Annotated in this window: 17 protein-coding genes; 3 read left to right on the top strand and 14 right to left on the bottom strand. The window is 60.6% G+C overall.

The window, feature by feature from the left end; genetic code table 11:
- Nucleotide 1 precedes the first annotated feature (1 nt).
- The 10 genes from ACMV8A_RS09450 to ACMV8A_RS09495 form a co-directional block, all read right to left on the bottom strand.
- Nucleotides 2–2,962, bottom strand: coding sequence for a cytochrome c3 family protein (locus ACMV8A_RS09450; RefSeq protein ID WP_495325528.1), 2,961 nt, complete (start codon nucleotides 2,960–2,962; stop codon nucleotides 2–4).
- A 16-nt stretch (nucleotides 2,963–2,978) separates the two neighbouring features.
- Entirely contained in the window at nucleotides 2,979–3,893 is a 915-nt protein-coding gene (locus ACMV8A_RS09455) for an NHL repeat-containing protein (RefSeq protein ID WP_495325529.1), read from the bottom strand.
- A gap of 55 nt (nucleotides 3,894–3,948) precedes the next feature.
- The gene (locus ACMV8A_RS09460; protein ID WP_495325530.1) at nucleotides 3,949–5,025 is read right to left on the bottom strand and encodes a hypothetical protein; all 1,077 of its coding nucleotides are present in this window, start codon (nucleotides 5,023–5,025) and stop codon (nucleotides 3,949–3,951) included.
- A gap of 126 nt (nucleotides 5,026–5,151) precedes the next feature.
- Nucleotides 5,152–6,114, bottom strand: a complete 963-nt coding sequence (locus ACMV8A_RS09465) for a cytochrome b/b6 domain-containing protein (RefSeq protein WP_495325531.1) — start codon at nucleotides 6,112–6,114, stop codon at nucleotides 5,152–5,154.
- Between the two features lie 35 nt (nucleotides 6,115–6,149).
- Entirely contained in the window at nucleotides 6,150–7,214 is a 1,065-nt protein-coding gene (locus tag ACMV8A_RS09470) for a multiheme c-type cytochrome (protein ID WP_495325532.1), read from the bottom strand.
- 136 nt (nucleotides 7,215–7,350) lie between these two features.
- Nucleotides 7,351–8,355, bottom strand: a complete 1,005-nt coding sequence (locus ACMV8A_RS09475; RefSeq protein ID WP_495325533.1) for a cytochrome c3 family protein — start codon at nucleotides 8,353–8,355, stop codon at nucleotides 7,351–7,353.
- Complete coding sequence (locus ACMV8A_RS09480) at nucleotides 8,352–9,446, bottom strand: outer membrane protein assembly factor BamB family protein (RefSeq protein ID WP_495325534.1); 1,095 nt, start codon at nucleotides 9,444–9,446, stop codon at nucleotides 8,352–8,354. The genes ACMV8A_RS09475 and ACMV8A_RS09480 overlap by 4 nt, the downstream gene beginning before the upstream one ends.
- Entirely contained in the window at nucleotides 9,446–11,260 is a 1,815-nt protein-coding gene (locus ACMV8A_RS09485; protein WP_495325535.1) for a hypothetical protein, read from the bottom strand. The genes ACMV8A_RS09480 and ACMV8A_RS09485 overlap by 1 nt, the downstream gene beginning before the upstream one ends.
- 141 nt (nucleotides 11,261–11,401) lie before the next feature.
- The gene (locus tag ACMV8A_RS09490; protein WP_495325536.1) at nucleotides 11,402–12,097 is read right to left on the bottom strand and encodes a cytochrome c3 family protein; all 696 of its coding nucleotides are present in this window, start codon (nucleotides 12,095–12,097) and stop codon (nucleotides 11,402–11,404) included.
- A gap of 54 nt (nucleotides 12,098–12,151) precedes the next feature.
- On the bottom strand, nucleotides 12,152–13,243 hold the full coding sequence (locus ACMV8A_RS09495; RefSeq protein ID WP_495325537.1) for a 6-bladed beta-propeller: 1,092 nt from the start codon (nucleotides 13,241–13,243) through the stop codon (nucleotides 12,152–12,154).
- A 299-nt stretch (nucleotides 13,244–13,542) separates the two neighbouring features.
- On the opposite strand from ACMV8A_RS09495, the gene ACMV8A_RS09500 reads away from it, so the two are divergent.
- Genes ACMV8A_RS09500 through ACMV8A_RS09510 form a run of 3 tightly spaced genes read left to right on the top strand, consistent with a single transcriptional unit; the run spans nucleotide 13,543 to nucleotide 15,426 of the window.
- Nucleotides 13,543–14,082, top strand: a complete 540-nt coding sequence (locus ACMV8A_RS09500) for a hypothetical protein (RefSeq protein ID WP_495325538.1) — start codon at nucleotides 13,543–13,545, stop codon at nucleotides 14,080–14,082.
- The gene (locus ACMV8A_RS09505) at nucleotides 14,066–14,857 is read left to right on the top strand and encodes a cytochrome c3 family protein (protein WP_495325539.1); all 792 of its coding nucleotides are present in this window, start codon (nucleotides 14,066–14,068) and stop codon (nucleotides 14,855–14,857) included. Before ACMV8A_RS09500 ends, ACMV8A_RS09505 begins: the two co-directional genes overlap by 17 nt.
- Complete coding sequence (locus ACMV8A_RS09510; RefSeq protein WP_495325540.1) at nucleotides 14,854–15,426, top strand: hypothetical protein; 573 nt, start codon at nucleotides 14,854–14,856, stop codon at nucleotides 15,424–15,426. The genes ACMV8A_RS09505 and ACMV8A_RS09510 overlap by 4 nt, the downstream gene beginning before the upstream one ends.
- A gap of 166 nt (nucleotides 15,427–15,592) precedes the next feature.
- On the opposite strand, the gene ccmI is transcribed toward ACMV8A_RS09510, so the two are convergent.
- From ccmI to ACMV8A_RS09530, 4 genes are read right to left on the bottom strand one after another with little or no spacing between them, the layout of a single operon-like run.
- Nucleotides 15,593–16,780: a c-type cytochrome biogenesis protein CcmI gene (gene ccmI / locus ACMV8A_RS09515; protein WP_495325541.1), complete on the bottom strand. Its 1,188-nt coding sequence runs from the start codon at nucleotides 16,778–16,780 to the stop codon at nucleotides 15,593–15,595.
- Nucleotides 16,777–17,253 carry a cytochrome c-type biogenesis protein gene (locus ACMV8A_RS09520; protein ID WP_495325542.1) on the bottom strand — a complete coding sequence of 159 codons (477 nt, stop codon included), beginning with the start codon at nucleotides 17,251–17,253 and terminating at the stop codon, nucleotides 16,777–16,779. Before ACMV8A_RS09520 ends, ccmI begins: the two co-directional genes overlap by 4 nt.
- Complete coding sequence (locus ACMV8A_RS09525) at nucleotides 17,250–17,792, bottom strand: DsbE family thiol:disulfide interchange protein (RefSeq protein ID WP_495325543.1); 543 nt, start codon at nucleotides 17,790–17,792, stop codon at nucleotides 17,250–17,252. Before ACMV8A_RS09525 ends, ACMV8A_RS09520 begins: the two co-directional genes overlap by 4 nt.
- On the bottom strand, nucleotides 17,789–19,744 hold the full coding sequence (locus tag ACMV8A_RS09530; protein ID WP_495325544.1) for a heme lyase CcmF/NrfE family subunit: 1,956 nt from the start codon (nucleotides 19,742–19,744) through the stop codon (nucleotides 17,789–17,791). Before ACMV8A_RS09530 ends, ACMV8A_RS09525 begins: the two co-directional genes overlap by 4 nt.
- Between the last annotated feature and the right edge of the window lie 111 nt (nucleotides 19,745–19,855).

The raw sequence follows: 19,855 nt of genomic DNA on the forward strand, positions 1-19,855 counted from the left end.
CCTAGCGATACAAGCGATGCGGCACGCGCGAGGTCTCGCCATGGAAATACTTGTAGCGGAACAACGCATCGAGGCCATGGCAGTTGGTGCACAGATTGAAATTGCTCTTGTTGCGCAGGAAGCTGTTCAGCGCATTACCTTCCACGTTGCGCCCCGGCCCCTCGCGCTTCACCCCCGCCTCCCACTGATGGGGGTTATGGCAGGTCGGGCAGGAGATCACGCCACTGTCCACCACTGCACCGTCCTTATCGTATACGGGATAGGAACCGAAAATCTCCCCAGGCCGAGGCCAGCCGCGCACCGATACCACCTGCACGTCGAGCGGATGATTGAGCTTTACCGGCACCTTGCCTGCCGCCACCTTGTCCGGCGCATGACAACTGCGGCACAGGCTCTCCATCACCTCCTGCCCCTCACTCGTACTGCGCCCCCACAAGCGTGTGCGGCGCTGGGCATTATGTACCGCATGGCACTGGCCGCACACACCGGACTCCGCTACCGTCTGGCCCCGGGCGTTCCGCTCCTGCGGCGCCGTAATGCGCAGGTCATGCTCGGTATTACGCACCCAGCGGGCATCCATGTGGCAGTCCGCGCACAGCTCACCGGCCGGCGCCGCCGGCAAGCGCAGGAAACTGTCGCTAGCCTGCCCCTCCACCTTGGCGCTGGCTCCCGCCTTGCTGTGCGCCTCACCCGGTACCCATTGGTGCGGATTGTGGCAGGTCGGACAACTGACGCGGCCATCGTCGGCATCACGCGTGCCATCGAGACGGAACAACGGCAGTGAGGTCTCGACACCGACACTCTTCACATCGACCCGCAGCGGGTGGGAGTGCTGCCCCACCAGTTTCTCTTGGGCCATACCACCCTCCTGGTGGCAACCCTGGCACAGTTGCACCATGGTATCGGCGCCCTCACCACTATGGGTCGCCCACAGGCGGGCACCGCCCGCATTGTGCGGCTGGTGACATTGTGCGCAGACATTCACTTTCTGCACCGCCTGCTTGTCCTTGGGACGAGACAGTTTCAGGTTGTGCTTGGACCAGGCCACCATCCCCTTATCGGTATGACAGTTGCGGCACAGGGTGGCGTCCGCATCATTGGCCAGACGCAGGAATTTGCCCTCGGCGGCCGGCTGCCGGTGCGGATCATGGCAACTAGCGCAGGCGATATTCCCCTCCACCGCCACCTTGCGCCCGCGCTCATCGAACAGCGGCAAAGGCTGCAAGGCCGTTGTTTCAAACAGATCGCGCACCTGGCTCAACCAACCCTGCGCGGTAGCGACAATGCCGATGCGCGCGATAGGTACGTCCACCGGATGGGTATGCTCACCTACGGTGCGGCCATGTGCCACCCCCTGCGCACGGTGGCAGGACAAGCAAATAGAGGACACCGGGTCCACACCCGCCTCCGGTGCCAACGCCCACATGCGTGGCCCCTCGCCCTGGTGCACCCGATGACAGGTGTCGCACATCCCGTTCGCCTCGGGCAGGTTGGCATGGCGCGGCATCTTGCTACGATCATGCGGCGTTCCGGCCAACGCCTTCTTTTCTGCATGACAACTGAGACACAAGGATGAACCGCGCACATTGTCACGGCGCAGGAAACTGTTGCTGGCGTCCCCCTCGCCCTGCAGGCTGTCCACCACCTTGTCATCAGGTGCCCAACGGTGCGGGTCATGACAGCTGGCGCAGGTCACCTGGCCACCGCTGCTGACTGCCAGGCCCTCGGGGCTGTAGGCTGGCAGGCCCGTGCCAGCATTGATGCCCTGCATGGCGCGTCCCACCGGATGGCTGTGCATACCGGGCAGCTTGGCCTCGGCTACAGCCCCTGGCTGGTGACAGCTCAGGCAATTGGCTGCCATGGGGTCATCACTGGCACCCGGCTGCCGGGCCCACATCTTCGGTCCGCTACCACCATGAGGTAGATGACAGCTGGCGCACACGCCGTTCGCAGCCGGTTGCTCCCTGATATTGGCGATGCCAGGACGGCTGCCCGACAGATTGTGCCGTGTGGCCACCACGCTGCGCTCACGCTGATGGCATTCCTGACACAGCGCCGAATCCGCGTTGCTGCGGATCAGGATCTTGCCCTCAGCCAATGCGCCATGGGGGCGATGGCAGGTCTGGCAAATCACCTCTCCCGCAGTGCCCAGGCGCGCCCCCGCATCCAGCAGCTGCGACGGTACCGTCACCTTGTCTGGCCGCACATTCACCGGATGGGTGCCCTTGCGCGCTGCCTCGCTGCGCGTCGTGGCGTGGCGATCATCATGACAGGTGCCACACAGAGCGGAATTAGTATTGTCCACCACCAGCAGCTTTTCCGCCGTGGCTGCACCATGCACCCGATGGCACGACTGGCAGATCACCTCATCGTTATTGCCACCGAACTTGGCGCCGCTCTGCGTCAGCACCTCTGGCTTGTGCGCCAGCGGCTTGAATACTGGATGATTGCCCTCGCCGCTACCAGTGCTGCGATCCAGGTGGCAGGCTAGGCACAGGCTGGAATCGACATTTTCCACGCGCATGAACACCGGTGAATACTCCTGCTCCCAATTCACGCCATGAGCGCTGTGACAAGTGCCACAATACAGCTTGCCATCGTCATTGAGCGGGAAGATATCCTTGCCATCCTTGCGCGGGATATGGATCTTTCCGGAAGGCTGGATACCGACGGGGTGGAAATGCTCCCGCTTGGCCCACACGAAGCGCGAATCGCGCACAAAGCCATCGTGACAGGAAAAACACATACGTTCGGTACTGACCACATCTTGCCGCCCGGTCAGCTCCAGCGGTCGCGGCTCATAAGGGATCAGGGGAGTAACATTCTCACGCTGGAAATCATCCAGCCACATCACATGGCAAATGGAGCATTCACGCTTAGGAGAAATATCGCGCGCCTCGGCCAGTGTTGCCCCCAACAGGCACAGGCACACTAACCACGTCAGACCTCGCCCGCCCATCATGCCTTTCAATCTCGGGTTATCGCAGTTCGAACACGGAAACGCGATTGGCCAACATCTCCGCCACGTACAGCCGCCCATCCATGCTTACGGCCAAACCTACGGGGGCCACAAACCGGCGTGGTTTGTCCCCCTGCCCCAGCACATGCAGCAGGCGATAACCGCTGTCGAACACCTGCACCACTTCCATATAACTGTCGCTGATGTAATAGCGTCCAGCCTGATCGATGGCGATCCCCTTGGGGCGAAACAGCTGACCCGGCAATACACCCCACTCGCCCAGCTGATAGTGGTAACGCCCTTCTTCATCAAAGATCTGCACCCGCGTATTGAGCACGTCGACCACCGCCACCAGTCCCTCGCGTACCGCTAGGGTAGCCGGATAGCGGAACTGGCCCTGGGCCACGCCTTCGCCACCCCAGGAACCCACTACCTCACCCTGCGGTGAGAGCTTCAGTATACGGTGGGTATTGTTGCCACTGACGAATAAATGGCCGCTCCGCTCGCTGACCGCCACATCGGCCGGACGCACCGGCCTGCCGCGATCCAGCAGCGGCAGGGAGCGCAGAAAACGGCCCTCCCCATCCAGCACCTGAATGCGGTGATTGCTGGCATCGGCCACGTACACCAGGCCCTGGCGATCAACGGCCACACCTAGCGGTTCGGCAAACTGGCCGGGGCCGGCACCATGCTGGCCCACGGTGGCAATCAAGCCACCCAGCGCGTCATAGATCACCAGACGGTGGTTGCCTCCATCCACAACATACACACGACCATTACTGGCTACCGCCACATCACTGGGCAGGGCCAATGGCATACCACCGGCATCGGTAAGCCGATGCAGCGGGACGACTTCGCCGATGCGCAAATCCTGCGCCGCGCCCAGGCCCAGCCAGCCCAGCAACACTATCAGCAGCACGTACCTCATCTTCATCCCGGCATCCGACGAACGGTGAGTAAACCCCATATGCCTGGCACGCAGCATGCTCCTAGCGCCGCCCGCCCGACGGATTGTCATAATTGTCACGCCACCATGAACGTGGATCATCACGCAACTGCCGGTTCGGTTCTGGCAACTTCACCTCCTTACCGACCAATACCTCCTTGCTCGCCGGATCGGTGCCACCGTGGAAGATGGTCGGGATATAGAACTCGCGATATTTCTGCACGATGCCGACGATGTTCAGGTTGGTCAGCGCCGCTACACGTGCCTCAGAGAAGCCGAGCGCGCGAAACGGGATGTAACTGTCCTTCTCGTCCACATGGCAGCGGGTACAGAACCGCCCCACCGGATTGACGGTGGCGTGGAACATCTTCTTGACTGCGCCCTGCTGCTGCGGTGTCAGCGCGCCACGCACGGCGAGGAAGTTCCGTGCATCCTCGCTCTGCTCGGTGATCTCCAGCAGTTTTTCTGTACCATTGGCCAGTATCTGGTACGGCACGATCTTGGAAAAATAGTCATCCGTCACAGCCAAGCTGCCGGTGGCCGGATCGACCTCCACGCCAAAGGGCTTACCTTTGACCTCGATACCGGAGTAGTTGAGCCAGCGCAGCCTGATATCCTTCTCCGGCACCTTGGCATCATCGGCATGGCAGGTCATGCAACCGGCAAACTGGGTATGCATGTTGAGCAGGGTACGCACCATCGGCTTGGCAGAGTGCGGATACTCGCCATGGCAGGAATAGCAAATCGGCTGCACCCCTTTGCTGTACTCGGTAGTAGCCGGCAGGTTGTGGAAGTGGCGGATGCGCTCCGCCCGATGTTCCTTGTCCAGGCTGCTAAACAGGGCGTTCTCCTGCGGCTTGGCTACCAGCTTGTGCCCGAACATCTTGTACAGCGAGGCACCGGCCAGCAGTAGGATGATCGCCCATAGCATCATCGACACCATCCAGGACCACATGGGATGACTACGGCGCCGGCCAGCGATACTGGTCAGGTCATCAGTGGCCGGCGCCGGTATGCGCGCCTTGTGGTCAACGATGATCAAAACGGCAATGGCAAAGAAGATGAACATCAACACCGCCAGTGCGATAAAAATACTGTCTAGTTGTACGATGGTATGCATGGCAGTCGCCCCAATCCTATTCAGTGAGCATGAGCCAGATAACGAAAATGCCGAACACCGTCCAAGCGAGAATGATCGCCAGCGTGGTGTAGGCAAATACCTTTTGCAGAGGAGTCAGCGGCGTAATCACGACACCGGGCTCCGCACCAGATCCATTTGCAGCAACGCGCCGGCATCATCCTCCACGGACTGCGCCAGACCACGCTCCAGCAACATCTCGCGCAATAGGCGCCGCTCCTCCGGCAGTTCCACCAGGCAGCGCAGATACTCCAGGAAGTGCTCCTCCATCTGGTGCTCACGGGTGATATAGCCAGTGAGGTAGGTCCACTGCATGGGGAACCGCCCCGGTGCCAGATGGACGTTATACCAATGCCAGAAGGCGATGGTGAGCAGCGCCAGCAGCGCCTCATGCGGATGGGACAGACGCATGATCTCCTGGAAGTGCGACGCCACCGTACTGGGCAGGATGCTGGCCCATACGTCGGGGAATAGGAAGCTAGAGCCGGACACCACCATTACCGTGTTGCCAAAAGCCGCAGCGAAATAGTGAATCTTCTGCTTGTACATGAACTTGTCCATCTCCGGCCTCTGCGCGCGCTTGCCTGCGAAGTACAACATGTCCTCCTTGAAGTCGCGCGCATCCTTCCACAGCGGGATGATGGTGCGGCGAATATCGAAGCGGCGCGCCCCGATACGCTGGATCGTGCCAAATAACAACGTACCAACGTGGTATACCATGGAAAAGATCATCACCACCGCCAGGGTGCGGTGGATGACCCGCGTCACCTCCACCCCACCCAGCATGCTGTTGAACGGCGCCGCCCAGAAGGCGTCGTTGTAATAGATCGGCAGACCGGTGAAAGCCAGCAGCAGGAAGGTGGTGAAGGTCAGCAAATGCTGAATGCGGATGTGGATATTATAACGCGGCAGATCGCCAATCGGATTGGATACCACATTCTTGTACAGATGCTTGCGGTCATCCGGCATCATGGCGATCAACTCATCCAGTTCCTTGATCTCCTCCCAGGTGAGTTCACGCTGCCGAATACTGGTTTCCAGCACGGCCTTGGCTTCAGTGGAAAGTTTCATGTCAGTCCTCGTGCAAATTTGTCAGTATGCTGCAATCAGTTATCCAGCCCGTTGCGGCGCCGGCGCCAGGAACTGCCACGGACAAAGCGCCAGCTCGCGCCATCGCGCAGGCGACCGACCGTTTCCACAAAGGCCATACCGATGAGGCCGATCATCACGGCGTCACCGACGATGGTATAGATCAGCTCGGCATAATAATTGAACGGATTGATGGCCTTGGCGCTGGTCGGATGCGGGTCAATGGCCGCGTAGTTGGCATCCGCCACCTTGTGACAACGCTGACAGGTCTCAACCCGGTTGTTGGCATGCACCGGCGAAGCCGGGTCGCGTGACGGCCGCAACTCATGCACGCTCATGTAGTAGTTCTCCGAGGTCGCATGACAGTCCAGGCAGTTGGCCACATCGGAGGTACCATACTTTGTCATCTTGCCGTGGAAGCTGAGCTGATACGACTCACCAGCGATAGGGAATTTGCGCCCCAACTCACGGCCTTCATCCTTGGCCAGCTTTACACGCCGATCCACCAGCTCCTTGTCGTTGTGACAGGAGAGGCACATGGCGACGATTTCCTGCGACGAGCGTTTTACCTCGCGGATGCGGCGACTCGTGTGGTTATACCACTTCTCGGCAAACTGCTGGTCTTCATGGCAGACCACGCAACGCTCGATAATGTGCGGCGGCGGCGCTTCCTCGGCGGCGTTATAGAGCGGATTGGTGTGACAGGTGATGCAGTACGGCTTGTCACTATCCGGACCTAGCTCAACCTTCTGTCGCCCGTGCACACTTTCCTTGAATGCATCGTTGATCGGTTTGTGGCTGAAGGGCTTACCTGTAGAGGGATTGGTCACCGAATGGCATGCACTATCACAGCGTACCCCCTGCACCAAAGGTTTGTGCGGCAACTCCTTGATCTCGCTGTGACAGTCACGGCAGGGAACGTTACGGTGCACCGTGCGGGAGAATATTTCCGGCAGGATGTAATAAGTCTTCTGCACACCCTCCTCGGTGACACGGCCCATTTTCGGATATTTGTGACACATCAGACAGGCTTCATCGTCCTCGAAGGCCATAACCTGTGCACCCGACAGCAAGAGCAGCATGACGGCCAGCCACCCGCCCCAACGGGCGGTGCACCGCTGTTCTCCCCCCCGACTCCCCATATTCATTGTTGTCCACCCCATCGGTTGTTTACTCCTCCACAAGCCGGCCAGCTTGACCCTTCATGCCTTCGGCATCTTATTTGTCGTGGCAGGTAACACATATTTCCTGCACACCGCGGCGCAAGCGCCGCACACCGTCTGCTCCCACATCAGCCCGCGCCTGAAACTGCACTCCGCGCTCGTGCGGATTGTGGCAGGTGGCACAGGTAACCTTGCCGCTGAGCGGATCCAGCGGCAGTATTTCCTTACCTTCCAGTTCAATCCGGGCAATCCTTTCCATCACTCCTGGCGAGGGCACCACCAGATGATTGGGTCCCTTGCCACCCGACTGCTGAGCGTAACGCGCCCAGCCGCCACCCGGGTGCATGCGCCAGGGATGGCATCCGGTACACAACTGTGACAATTCCGCTACTACATTGAACTGCACGTCGTTTACGCCGCGCGCCGTCTTGCGATCGGGCATGGCGCTATGGCAGACAAAACAACGCGGACCATCCAGCACCCCCTCATCCGAAATCTGGTCATGCGGATTGAAGCGCTCGTATTGCTGTCGATCATGACAACGGAAACACAGTTCGGTACGTGCCGAATAGGGACCACCGCGAAAAAAAAACGGATTCAGCCCCCGCTCCTTGGCACGTTCTTCCTTGCACTGCATCGGCAGGTCATGGCAGGTCAGACAACTCACCACATTGCCGTGCCGCACTACTGCTTGATGAAAATCAGCCGGCATGCGTTCGACAAAATCCGCCGGCGGTGTCATACCCACAGCATGGATATAGGCCGCCACGCTGGCTGTTTCATGGCAGCCGTTGCACAGCCGGTTGGCATCCGTCTGCCGCAACTGCCCGTTGGCCGGATCGCCCGCATGGCAGGCAGCACAGCCATCCTTGCGCCAATGCGGATTGGGCACCTCATCCAGTTGCAGTTCACCGCTTTCCAGTTGCGGCAAAATCAGTTCCGGATTCTGCAGCAGAGCCGTCTCGCGCGCCGCATCGGCCGCCACAGCCACCGGCACACCAACGGCCAGCACGATCGCACTGGCGGCAACGAGCTGACCGATCCGTTCGCGCCACATCATTGCAGCCGCAATAGCTCGCCGGTCAAGGTGGTAGCGTAGACACCCATGGCAGTAAGTGCCGGCTGGGCATGCACCGCGCCGCTCACGAAGACCCTGCCCGTCACCTTGCCCTGTGCCAGATCCAACGTCACCACCTCCCCCCCAACCGTACCCAGCAGCGCCCGCCCGTTGCGCCCCAGTACCGGACCATGGCGCAGCTCACTGCCCAGATCGAGACGCCAGTCCACCGTACCATCATCGCGATTCAGCGCCACTACCTCACCGTTGCGGCAGGCCACGTGCACGCGCCCGCCGTGCAGCAGCACCGCCCCTTGTGGCCAGTCTGCAAAGGCGCTGCGCCACAACACGGCGCCATCGCTCTGCCTCAAGACGTACAGATGACGGTCGTAACTGCCGATGTAGATCCGTCCTTCCGCCACCACCGGCGCAGCATACATCGCCGAACCCAGGCGTGTGCGCCAGCGCATCAAGCCAGTGCGCGCCTCCACCGCATAGAACCAGGCATTCTTCACACCGAAATACACCGTATCGTTGGCATAAGTCGCCGGGGCATACAGGCCGCCATACTTGTAATCGGGTGCCTCGAAGCGCCAGCGTAGCTGGCCGCTATCCGCGGCCAGCGCATACAGATGATGATCCGTCGACCCGACATACACCGTATCCTTGTGCGCCAGCAGTGCCGCCACCACGCGCCCCCCCGTCCGGTACTCCCAACCACGGCTGCCCGTGTTGCGGTCCAGTGCCCGCACCATGCCATCCTTGCCAGCAATAATTAGCCAACGACCGAGCAGCACCGGTGTCGCCGACATCTCGCTGCTGTTTTCCATCTGCCACCGCAGCCTGCCATCCGCCACGTGACGGGCCTGGACGCTGCGCCCGGCCACCGTATAGATCATCTCAGCCGCGCTCACCACAGAGGCAAAGGCCGGGGCGCCCAGCGGCTGTTGCCAATTCAGTCGCGGCTGCGCCGCCAGATCGATGGCCACTTGGGCGCTGCGCTGCGCATCACCGCCCAATTGTGTCCAAGCCATCCCCATCGCTGGCATAAACAGCACGAGCAACAGCCCCGCCAGTCGCCACCATGCGCGCATCAGAACCGTGCTCCGAAACGGCGACGGCCGTAGAACATGATCGACTGCTCCTGCCGCTCTATCATCCCCTGCTCCGTTTCACGGAAGCGGTACTGCAAGCGAAACTGCCACAGTCCACGGGTATAGGTGGCATCGCCCTCCACCGTCTTGCGCTGCAAATCATCCGCCGAGGCATAACCTTCAAGCTCATGTCGCCACAACAGGTTGTACTGAACATTACCCAGCCCTTGAATCCCCCCCGTTAGACGGGCCTGCAGATAACTGCGATCAGTGGCGCTGCTACTGGTGCTGGAAAAGCTGCCAACAGGCTCACCAAATTCGTCATAGCTGACGCCAGTTACGGTAGTGCTGCCTTCATTGTGGGTATGTCCCCCGCTCACATTGAGACTGGTCATGGCCTGCAGGCGCCGCGTCCATGCCAGGGTTATGCGCTGAGTCTGAAGCTGCCGCTCACCCTGCGCATCCTGTTCGCGGAAGTCACGCATCTCTGCGACACCATTCACGGTATCATGCGCATTGGGCACACTGGTTACCGCATATCTGGCAGTATGTTCTACGCTATCGCGCTGGCCATGGTAGAGCGCCAGCCGATAGTCGGCGTTGTCTTGCCACAGGGGGTTAACGCTGCGTGCATAACCAAGATTTAACGTGTGGCGAATGGTGGAGGAGTCAACGTTCGTCACGCTATCATCGTAGCGTTGCTCGGCGGCTAGCGTATAACCACCGCGGAGCAGAAAATCTCCACGCCGATGGTTATACCGCACGCCACTCTCGGCAGTGTACTGCTGAATGTTCACAGCCGCAGCCGACTGTATCTCGCTCCGACGCACATCAATGCTGGCATGCTGTTGCCAGCGGCTGTTATAGATGTAATCCAGCCCGGCGCGACCACCGTAGGTCATATTCACATAGTCATTGATTTCGTTGCGACTGGTGCTCAACACATAGGAGTGACGCAACTGCTCCGACGCGCGCAGATTGAGACTGGCTGTACCAGAGAAGAAGCGACTATCCTGCGCCTGGGTGCCATCCGTACTGCTTGCCCCACTCCAGACATCGTGCCGATCGTAATAAGTGGCATTGGCATTAAAGAATGCCGTCGGACTTAGTGTGGTTCGGTCGCTGAGGAACAAGTGGTGTTGCCGCCGCGCCGTGTTACGAATACTGTCGGTGGTATTGTTGTAGCGGTAGCCATAATTCAGGTCAGAGGCCGCGCCAGCGGAACTGGTGAACCTCTTGGTGGCTTCAACGGCGGCATTCTCGATGGTTTCATCGCGCTGTACGGCTCCCCCCGTTGCCACGTTGTCGATACGATCTGCCGACAGGCGTATCGCCCCGAGCAGTTCGGAGCTGAATCCCCAGCGTCCACCGGCCGTTTGTGTTTCCAGCTCATAGGCCGGCGCGTCATAGTCGGCGATGGTGCTGCGCGTACGGCTGGCATGCAGTGTCAAGGGATTGGGGCGGGCGCCAAACCAGGTGGTATTCACGTTGTAACCCAGCATGCTGTAGTCGCTGTCGCCCTGGCTGGAGCGAGTAGTCTGTTCACGCAGATTGAGGCCAATATTGAAACGCAGAAAGCGTGGATCCCACACATGGCCGCTGCCAGCCAGGTCCAGTTCCTGGCGTACCTGCTGCCGGCTGTAGGAGGAACCACCGCTGTCATACTCATAGTCCTCCAGCCGCAGACCAATGGCCCCCGATAGCGTATAGCGTGAGGCTGTTTCCGCCAGCGGCATAGCCAACAGACGCAACGGCGCCACGACAGCGGCCACGCACAGCCATCGTCCCAGTTTCTCCACACGTATGGTCTTCACCCCGAACTCAGCGCCGCTCAGCCGAACGGCACTCTCTACAATGACATATCACCGGCGTCCAAGTACCACTCCGCCGCGTCTGATTCCTCACCTCCTTGACGCACATAGATGCGCCAAGGAGGATTTCTTGCGTTCTTGTTGTTACTTGTTGTGACACTCAAGGCAGAGGGCGCTGCCATTCATGCTGGCGCGCAGAAAGGCACCCTTGCCGCCACTGGTATCACTGGTGTGGGGATCATGGCAGGAAGCACACTGCACCTTGCCATTGAACAGACGGGCATTGGTCAGTGAGCCAGGTGCATGCAGGCCACCATCAGCGGTCACCAGGGCCGCATCGTAGGTAAAGTTGATCGGGTGGTCATTGGTAAGATGGCTGCCCAGGTTGCTATTGCCCGCGGGCAACATGCCGCCAGAAGTACCTTGCATGGTTGTGGTGGGATTGATGTTCGAGGCATTGTTGAGCGAATTGATCGCCACAGTGCCGTCGTGGCACGACAGACACAGATTGGTCACCGCCGCCGTTTCAGCGGTCACGCCGCCGACTTCCGCTGCATCCGTCGCATTGAAGGTCGGGCTCGTATACACCCCATAGGTAGCCACCGAAGACAAAGTGTGGTTCCACAACGGGATATTGTCGTTCTTGATGGCGTCATGGGGCGTATGACAGAAGATGCATATCTCTGGATTGTCTGTTGACTTGATGGATCCAGTGCCGGACATCGACAGATTGTGTTTGGTATCGGCAATGCCGGCATGAGCCGGCCCTGCCAGTACAAACAATGCGGTGACCGTAACGCCGAATAATCCTATGCGTTGCATAACTGTACCTTTTTTCATGATGACTCCTCCGTATTGCGACTTAGTAATGATTATTACCTGCCACCATCTCCTCTAGTGGGAAACGCTGGCTGGATTGCTACCCCCAGACACATCTGAACCCAAATACTGAAAGACCTGCACACGGGCATTCACGGCATCCACGACATACACCCGGTCCGCTTCATCAACGTACATCCCCGCCGGAATCCAGAACTTTCCCGGCTCCCGCCCCAAGGAGCCGACGAACAACATGATGTTGCCGTTGATATCGAAGATCTGAAAATTGTTGAAAGCGGCGTCGGCCACGTAGACATGGCCTTCACTATCCAGTGCAATCCCCTTGGGACGCGTCATAGCTCCGTAGGAGTCGCCCGCTCGACCGAAGCTACGCAGCGGCGTACCGTCCGGAGCGAGTATCTGCACGCGGAAATTGCCACTGTCCACAACATAAAGGTTGCCGTCCTTGTCCAGCGCCAGATTGACCGGGTAGTTGAACTGACCGGGGTCGCTGCCGCGCTCGCCGTAGGCATAGAGGTACTTGCCATCCATGCCATACACCACGATACGGTGAGCGCCGGTGTCGGCCACATAGATGCGCCCGTTGGTCTCATCCAGTGCGAGACCGGTGGGGCGTTGCAGATTTTCTGTCTTGCCCAGGGATAGCAGGGTCTTGCCCTGCGGCGAATAGACATTGAGGCGGGCATGCACCGAATCGGTGACGTAGAGGTTGCCACGCCCGTCGAGCCGCACTTCAATGGGCGAAACCAGGCGGGACTGGGCATCGGTACGGAAGGGGCTGAGCGTCTTGGCCTGCAAGTCGAAGACCATAACGGCGCGCAACTTGGTGTCCGTCACATAGATGCGCTGACCATCGGCGCTGGCGGTCACACCATAGGGCTTTTCCAGTGTGGGTACGACCTGGTTGTCACCCAACAGACGGGATTTGAAGCTGGGCCCACTGCCCAGATCGTTCTGGCTGCGGTATTCCGCCAAGAAGCGAAGGCGCGGCTCCTCGGGAGGTGCCGGCCATACCAACTCGCCCGTATCTGGGCGTTGCGGTGCGGCGGCACAACCTGCCAGCAGCAACATAGCGATGCACAGCAGCCGCCCACCCCAATAGTGTCTGGCCTGCGCTACGCCAACGTGATTGAATCTTTCTTCCATCCCGTTCCCCCCCATCATCCGGTTCCCTCCGGCGTGATATTTCCTTTTGTTATATGGACATTACCGTCATTTATATAATCTATGCAGGCATGTCATTTTTTTATTTCGCCGAAATGTAACAGCAGTGAATAGACAATTGCAATAACCACTTTCGTGGTACGACATATATCAGTTTTTTCACATATTCCAATCAGATAGCAAGAGTCTACAGACTCACCTAGGCGTGCAAATCGGCTACACTCGCCGCATCCTCTGGGCAGCGAAAACTGACCGCATGGCACAACACGGAGTACGCACACATGGATGAAGCAGCAAAAAAAAATCCGCGCCCGCTTCCCCTGTCCATCCGCCTGCAACTGCTCTCGCTGATCGCTCTGACCACCAGTGTGATAGCCATCAGCGCGCTGGTGATCATGCTGCTCATCATTGGTCACGATGGTGAGGCCGTATACGCAGAAGCACTGCGCAGTCACCGTCTGACTGAACAATTACTGGGACCGGCTTTGCTACTGACTGGCGCAGTGTTATTGCTGGTGGTGGGGCTCATCACCTGGCTGGCGGCCAGTCAGGTGAGTTTCCATGTGGCGGGACCCTTGTTCCGGTTGCGCCAGAATTTTATCGCGCTGACACGCGGCGAGGCGACACACGGTATCCGCCATAACGATCAATTGCAGGATTTGTCGCGCCAGATGCAGAGCAGCATCGCGGCGTTGCACGCCCACTATCAGCGTCTGCATCAGCTCGCTGCACAGGCAGAAGCACAGACAACTGACAGCGCAGCACTGACGCAAACGCTGCAACAAATCCAACAGGAGGCTGCGCGTGTCCACCTCCAGTAAACCGTTCGTTGTCCTGTTCCTCGCCATGCTGGGCGGCGTGTTGCTGGATGGTGTCGGCAACGGCAAGGCAGGTAACCAGCATCCCCTGCAGACTCCTTGCGCTGAATGTCACCTGGCCGGCAGCAGCACTGACCGTACCAACGCCGCGCAACTGACCCAAAGTCAGGAGGCCCTGTGTGGCGGCTGCCACCCAGGTGCCCTCAGAGTTGCCCACCCCACCGGCTTCCCCGCCGCGCGTCCCCTGCCCGCGGAATTTCCCCTCGACTGGAAGGGTGACGTCACCTGCAGCACCTGTCACGAAATCCATGGCATACGCGCCGGACGCCTGCACGGTGACAAGCGCCACAAGGCGCTATGTCTCTCCTGCCATGAGGCGGCGTTCTTTGAGCGCATGGTGGATGCGGGGTTGTCGCTACAACGCAGCGGCCACATCGCCGCCGGCGGGGAACAGTTGTCCGGCGTCGAACTCGACCCCTACTCACTGCACTGCCTCGGCTGCCATTCCGACAAGATCCGCGGCGGCAGCGTAACGGTGGATCAGCGCGGCGTGCTGCGTCATGCCAGCGGCTCGGTCAACCACCCCATCGGCACGCGCTATCCTGGCAACCGGCCCAGCGCCCGCTTCCACCCGGCGACCAGCCTGCGCCCGCAAATATTACTGCCCGAGGGGCGGCTGAGCTGCGTCACCTGCCACGAAGGGTATGCTGAAAAACACGGCGCCCTGGTGATGTCCAACCACGGCTCCGCCCTCTGCCTGGAATGCCACGACATATGAGTCAGCACAACGCCTCATCCCCCCAACAGCGGCGCCGCCGTTGCTATATCGACCGTGCCCTGCAGGGACCGTTGCTCGCCGGCCTGCTGCTGTTCGAACTACTGCTGCTCATCGCCGCCCTGTTGCTGTTGCAGCACAATCTGACCGCCGCCATGGAAGAGCAAATGTATCGCGCCCACCAGCTACCCACTTCCACCCTACCAATCCTGGTAGAGGAGTTGCTGTGGGTGGGGCTATGGCTGATCGGTATCAACGTCGTCGCCATCACGGTGATGGCACGGCTATGGAGCGGCATGGTGGGACGCGTAGTAAACCCACTGCAACAAATATTGCGTGCAGTGGCCCAACTGGATCTACGGCCAGTGGAAGACGTGTGTACGGAACATGAAGTTGTGCAACAGGCCGAGCTTTGGCTGCAGCAGGAACGCGAACGTTGCAGCCAGATTCACGCCCTGGTGATCCACTTGGATACCCAGAGCAGAGCGGAGGAACTGCACGCCACCTTGCAGGCGCTACGCCGGCTGACCACCGTCAGTGGGAGCGGGACACGCCAAGGAAGGTCTGAATAAGTCCATCCTGGACTTCTCAGACTACGCGAATCGAAAAATGTGATTTTCGATTCGCTTCATTTTCCAACGACTTAGAGTCGTTGGAAAATGGCGGCACATCCCTGTGCCGCGGAAGCTCTGAACTTATTCAGAGCTTCCCTTACCGCTGTGTCCCGCCGGGCAGCGGTTATGGCACGGTGCGTTCTATGACGATGGTGGCCTTGCCCTCGCCTGCGGTCCAGCGTGCCTCGCCATAAAGGTCGCCACTGCGCGTCGTCGCTTCACCACTGCGCGAGATGCGCGCCACCAGCCTGAGCGCCGGAAAATCGGTCAGGCGGCGCCCCGATTGCAACAGCGTCGAATCATCCAGCACCACCTCCGCCGGGAAAACGGCGGCACGGCGCACACTGGCGATGGGCATGCGTCCACCGGCCGGGTCCTGGGCATAGACAAACAACACATCCTGCGCCATCAACTCCGCACGCAACGCCTCGGCCAGTTGCACGCTGATCCGCACCGCTGCCTCCATCCCTGCCGCCGGCGCGGCGACGCCGAGTCGTGTGCGCGCCTCGGCCAGACTCTCCTGCACCATCGTGGTCATGCGACCATCCGCCGGCAACAGACCGAGCAGGCGCTCCCACCGCGCCACCGCGCTGGCAAAGTCACCGCGTTCGCTGGCACCATAACCGCTCAACCACAGGGCGATAACGCTATTCGGATCCAACTCCAGCGCGCGCCTGGCCAGTTCTTCCGGTCGACCACCTACTCGGCCCTGCGCCATCGCCAGCGCCTCGGCATAAAGGGCCAGCAACTCGGCCTGCTCTCCCATCTGCTGCATGGCCTGAGCATAGGTATCGGCGGCCGCACCATATTGCTGCTGCACCGTCAGCGAACGCGCCAGTAACAGCCAGCCCTCCAGGTCATTAGGATTATTGGCCAGGCGGTTGCGCAACCGCGCCACCGCCTCATCCATACTCCCCATGCCACCACCGACCTGATGCTGCGTAGCACGTTCCATCTCGATAAAGTCGGGGGCGCCCAACCACAGATAAATGCCGCCGGCCAGCAGCGGCAGCAGCATGCCCAAGGCAATCGCCGTGCGCGGCTGACGCTGCAGTGGCGTCATTGGCGTCTCGGGCATGGCATTTTCCAGCAGGTCGCGCTGCAACTCCACCTCGGCCTGGGCAAACTGATCCGCCGACAGGGCGCCGCTGTCGCGCTCGGCCTGCAGCTCGGCCAGACGATCGCGATACAGCGCCACGTTGATGGCCTCGCGCGCCGGCCCGGCGGCGCGGCGGTGGAAATACAGCGGCCAGACCACCAGCGCCACTGCCAGCACCAGCATGGCGCACGCCATCAGCACGAATGTGATCATTCCTTCTCCTCCTGCTGACGCTGCAGCATCTGCTCCAGTTGCTGCTGTTCGGCACGGCTGAGCGGGGCATCATCCGTTGCTGCGGTGACGGCGCGCTGTCGGACCAGCCGCCCCATCACCACTACACCGACCAGCAACAGCACAAACGGTCCCACCCACAGCAACAGTGTGCCGGCATTGAAGGGCGGGCGGTACAGCACGAAATCGCCATAGCGATCGGTCATGAAGCGAACGATGTCGGCATCGCTCTTGCCGGCCAGGATCATGGCATGCACCTGACGGCGCAGGTCCAGCGCCAACTCAGCATTGGAGTCGGCCAGGTTCTGGTTCTGGCATACCAGACAGCGCAACTCCTCCGACAGACGCTTGAAGCGAGCCTCCTGTTCCGGTGTATCGAATTGGTACACACCGATGGACGCAAACGCCGGGACATTCAGCGCCAGTATCAGTACCATCATGAGCGTACGCATCATGCCTTCCCCTGCTGCTGCAACTGCCGCACCAGCGGCTCGATCTTCTCGCGCCATACCTGCGGCGTGAGCGGGCCGATGTGCTTGTAACGGATCTTGCCCTGGCCATCGATGAGAAAGGTTTCCGGCACGCCATACACGCCCCATTCGATGCCGACGCGGCCATCCAGGTCGTGGCCCGACGCCCGGTAGGGATTGCCATGCCGCTTGAGCCAGGCGATGGCATCGCTGCGTTCATCCTTGTAGTTGAGGCCGTAGATGGGGAACTCACCGCGTTGCGCCAACTCCATCAAAAAGGGGTGTTCCTGCCGGCAGGCCACACACCAGCTGGCCCAGACGTTGAACAGCGCCACCGGCTGCCGCGCCAGATCGGCGCTGCCCAACACCGCGTCCGCCGCATGCAGCTGCGGCAGCTCGAAGGTTGGCACCGGCTTGTCGATCAGCGGCGAGGGCACCTCGCGTGGATTGAGGCCTAGACCCACGGCAAACAGCGCCACCAGTGCGGCGAACAGGCCGAGGGGGATCAGAAAACGCGCCTTCATACTGCGGCTCCTGCGCTTGGGTTGCGCTTCAGACGGTAACGCCGATCGGCGGCAGCCAGCAGGCCACCCAGCGCCATCAACAGGGAGCCGAGCCAGATCCAGCGCACATAGGGTTTGTGGTAGAGGCGCACAGCCCAGGCACCATCATCCAGCGGCTCGCCCAGCGCGACGTACAGATCCCGAGTCAGCCCCCAGTCAATACCGGCCTCGGTCATCGGCATGCCGCTCACCGTATAGAGGCGCTTTTCGCTGTGCAGCACAACCGCACGTTGCCCCTCCTTCTCCACCCGAATGGTGGCACGCGTCGCACGGTAGTTGGGACCGTCATGTTCAGTAATACCCTCGAAGATGAACTGATGTTCACCCATGGCATAGGTCTCCCCCGGCGCCAGACGCACATCATGTTCCTGGCTGTAGTAACTGGAGAAGGTGATGCCGATCACCGTCACCGCCACGCCCAGATGGGCGGCGGTCATACCCCAGAAACTGCGTCCCTGACGGCGCAGTCCCTGCCACAGACTCGTGCTGTTGCGCAGACGCAGACGCAGATCGAGCAGGGCCGAACCGACGATCCATACCGCCAGTGCTCCACCCAGCATCGCCAGTGGCGCCCAGGAGCGGAACAACAGCCACGGCAGCAGAGCGCCCACCGCCAGGCTCAGCCCCAGGGTCAGACGCAGTGTCTGCTGCAACCGTTCCACCACATCCTGCTTCCAGCGCACCAGGATACCGATACCGAGCATAAACAGCAGTGGCACCATCAGCGGCACGAACACCGTGTTGAAATACGGCGGGCCAACGGAGATCTTACCCATCCCCAGGGCATCGAGCAGCAGCGGATAGAGCGTGCCCAGCATCACCGCCCCGGTGGCCACCACCAGCAGCACGTTGTTGCCGAGCAGCAGGGTCTCGCGTGATACCAGCTCGAAGTGGCCAGTGCTCTTCACCTGCGGCGCGCGCCAGGCATACACCAGCAGCGAGGCACCCACCGTCAGCGCCAGCAGCAACAGGATGAAAATGCCGCGCTTGGGGTCATTGGCAAAGGCGTGTACGGAGGTCACCACGCCGGAGCGCACCAGGAAGGCGCCCAGCAGGCTCATGGCGAAGGTGATGATGGCCAGCAGCACGGTCCAGTTCTTGAAGGCGCTGCGTTTCTCCGATACCGCCAGCGAGTGTATCAATGCGGTGCCCACCAGCCAGGGCATGAAGGAGGCATTCTCCACCGGGTCCCAGAACCACCAGCCGCCCCAGCCCAGCTCGTAGTAGGCCCACCAGGAACCGAGCGAAATGCCCAGGGTCATGAATACCCAGGCCACCGTGGTCCACGGCCGCGACCAGCGTGCCCAGGCTTGATCCAGCCGGCCACCGAGCAGGGCGGCGATGGCGAAGGCAAAGGCGACCGAGAAACCCACGTAGCCCATGTACAGCATGGGTGGATGCAGCACCAGGCCGATATCCTGCAGCAAGGGATTGAGGTCGCGGCCATCGGGCGGGATCGGCCACAAGCGGTTAAACGGATTGGAGGTGAACAACAGGAAGGCAAGAAAACCGCTGCTGACCAGGCCCATCACCCCCAACACCCGCGCCACCATCAGCCGCGGCAAATGAGAGCTGAAAGTGCCCACCGCCACGGTCCAGCCCCCCAGCAGAAAAGCCCACAGCAGCAGCGAGCCCTCGTGACCACCCCAGACAGCAGAGACACGATACACGGTGGGTAAAAGGGTGTTGGAGTGCTGCGCCACGTAGGCGACAGAAAAGTCATTGGCCACGAAGGAGGTGATCAACAGCACAAAGGCGGTGAGCAGGAACAGAAACTGCCCCCAGGCCGCCGGCCGCGCCATCGCCACCCAGCCCTCCAGATTGCGAGCAGCACCGACCAGTGGCATCACCCCCTGCACCAAGGCTAGGCACAGGGCCAGAATCAAAGCGAGATGACCGAGTTCGGGGAGCATGTGGGTTCCTTAACGACCTGTCGCAGAGGTGGCAGACACCACGGGGGTTCCGCAACGGAATCTCCGTTTGTTCCGTGCCGGCTCTGCGGCGTGAGGGTGGATGTTCGAAAT

This window comes from Sulfurivermis sp., assembly GCF_059410345.1.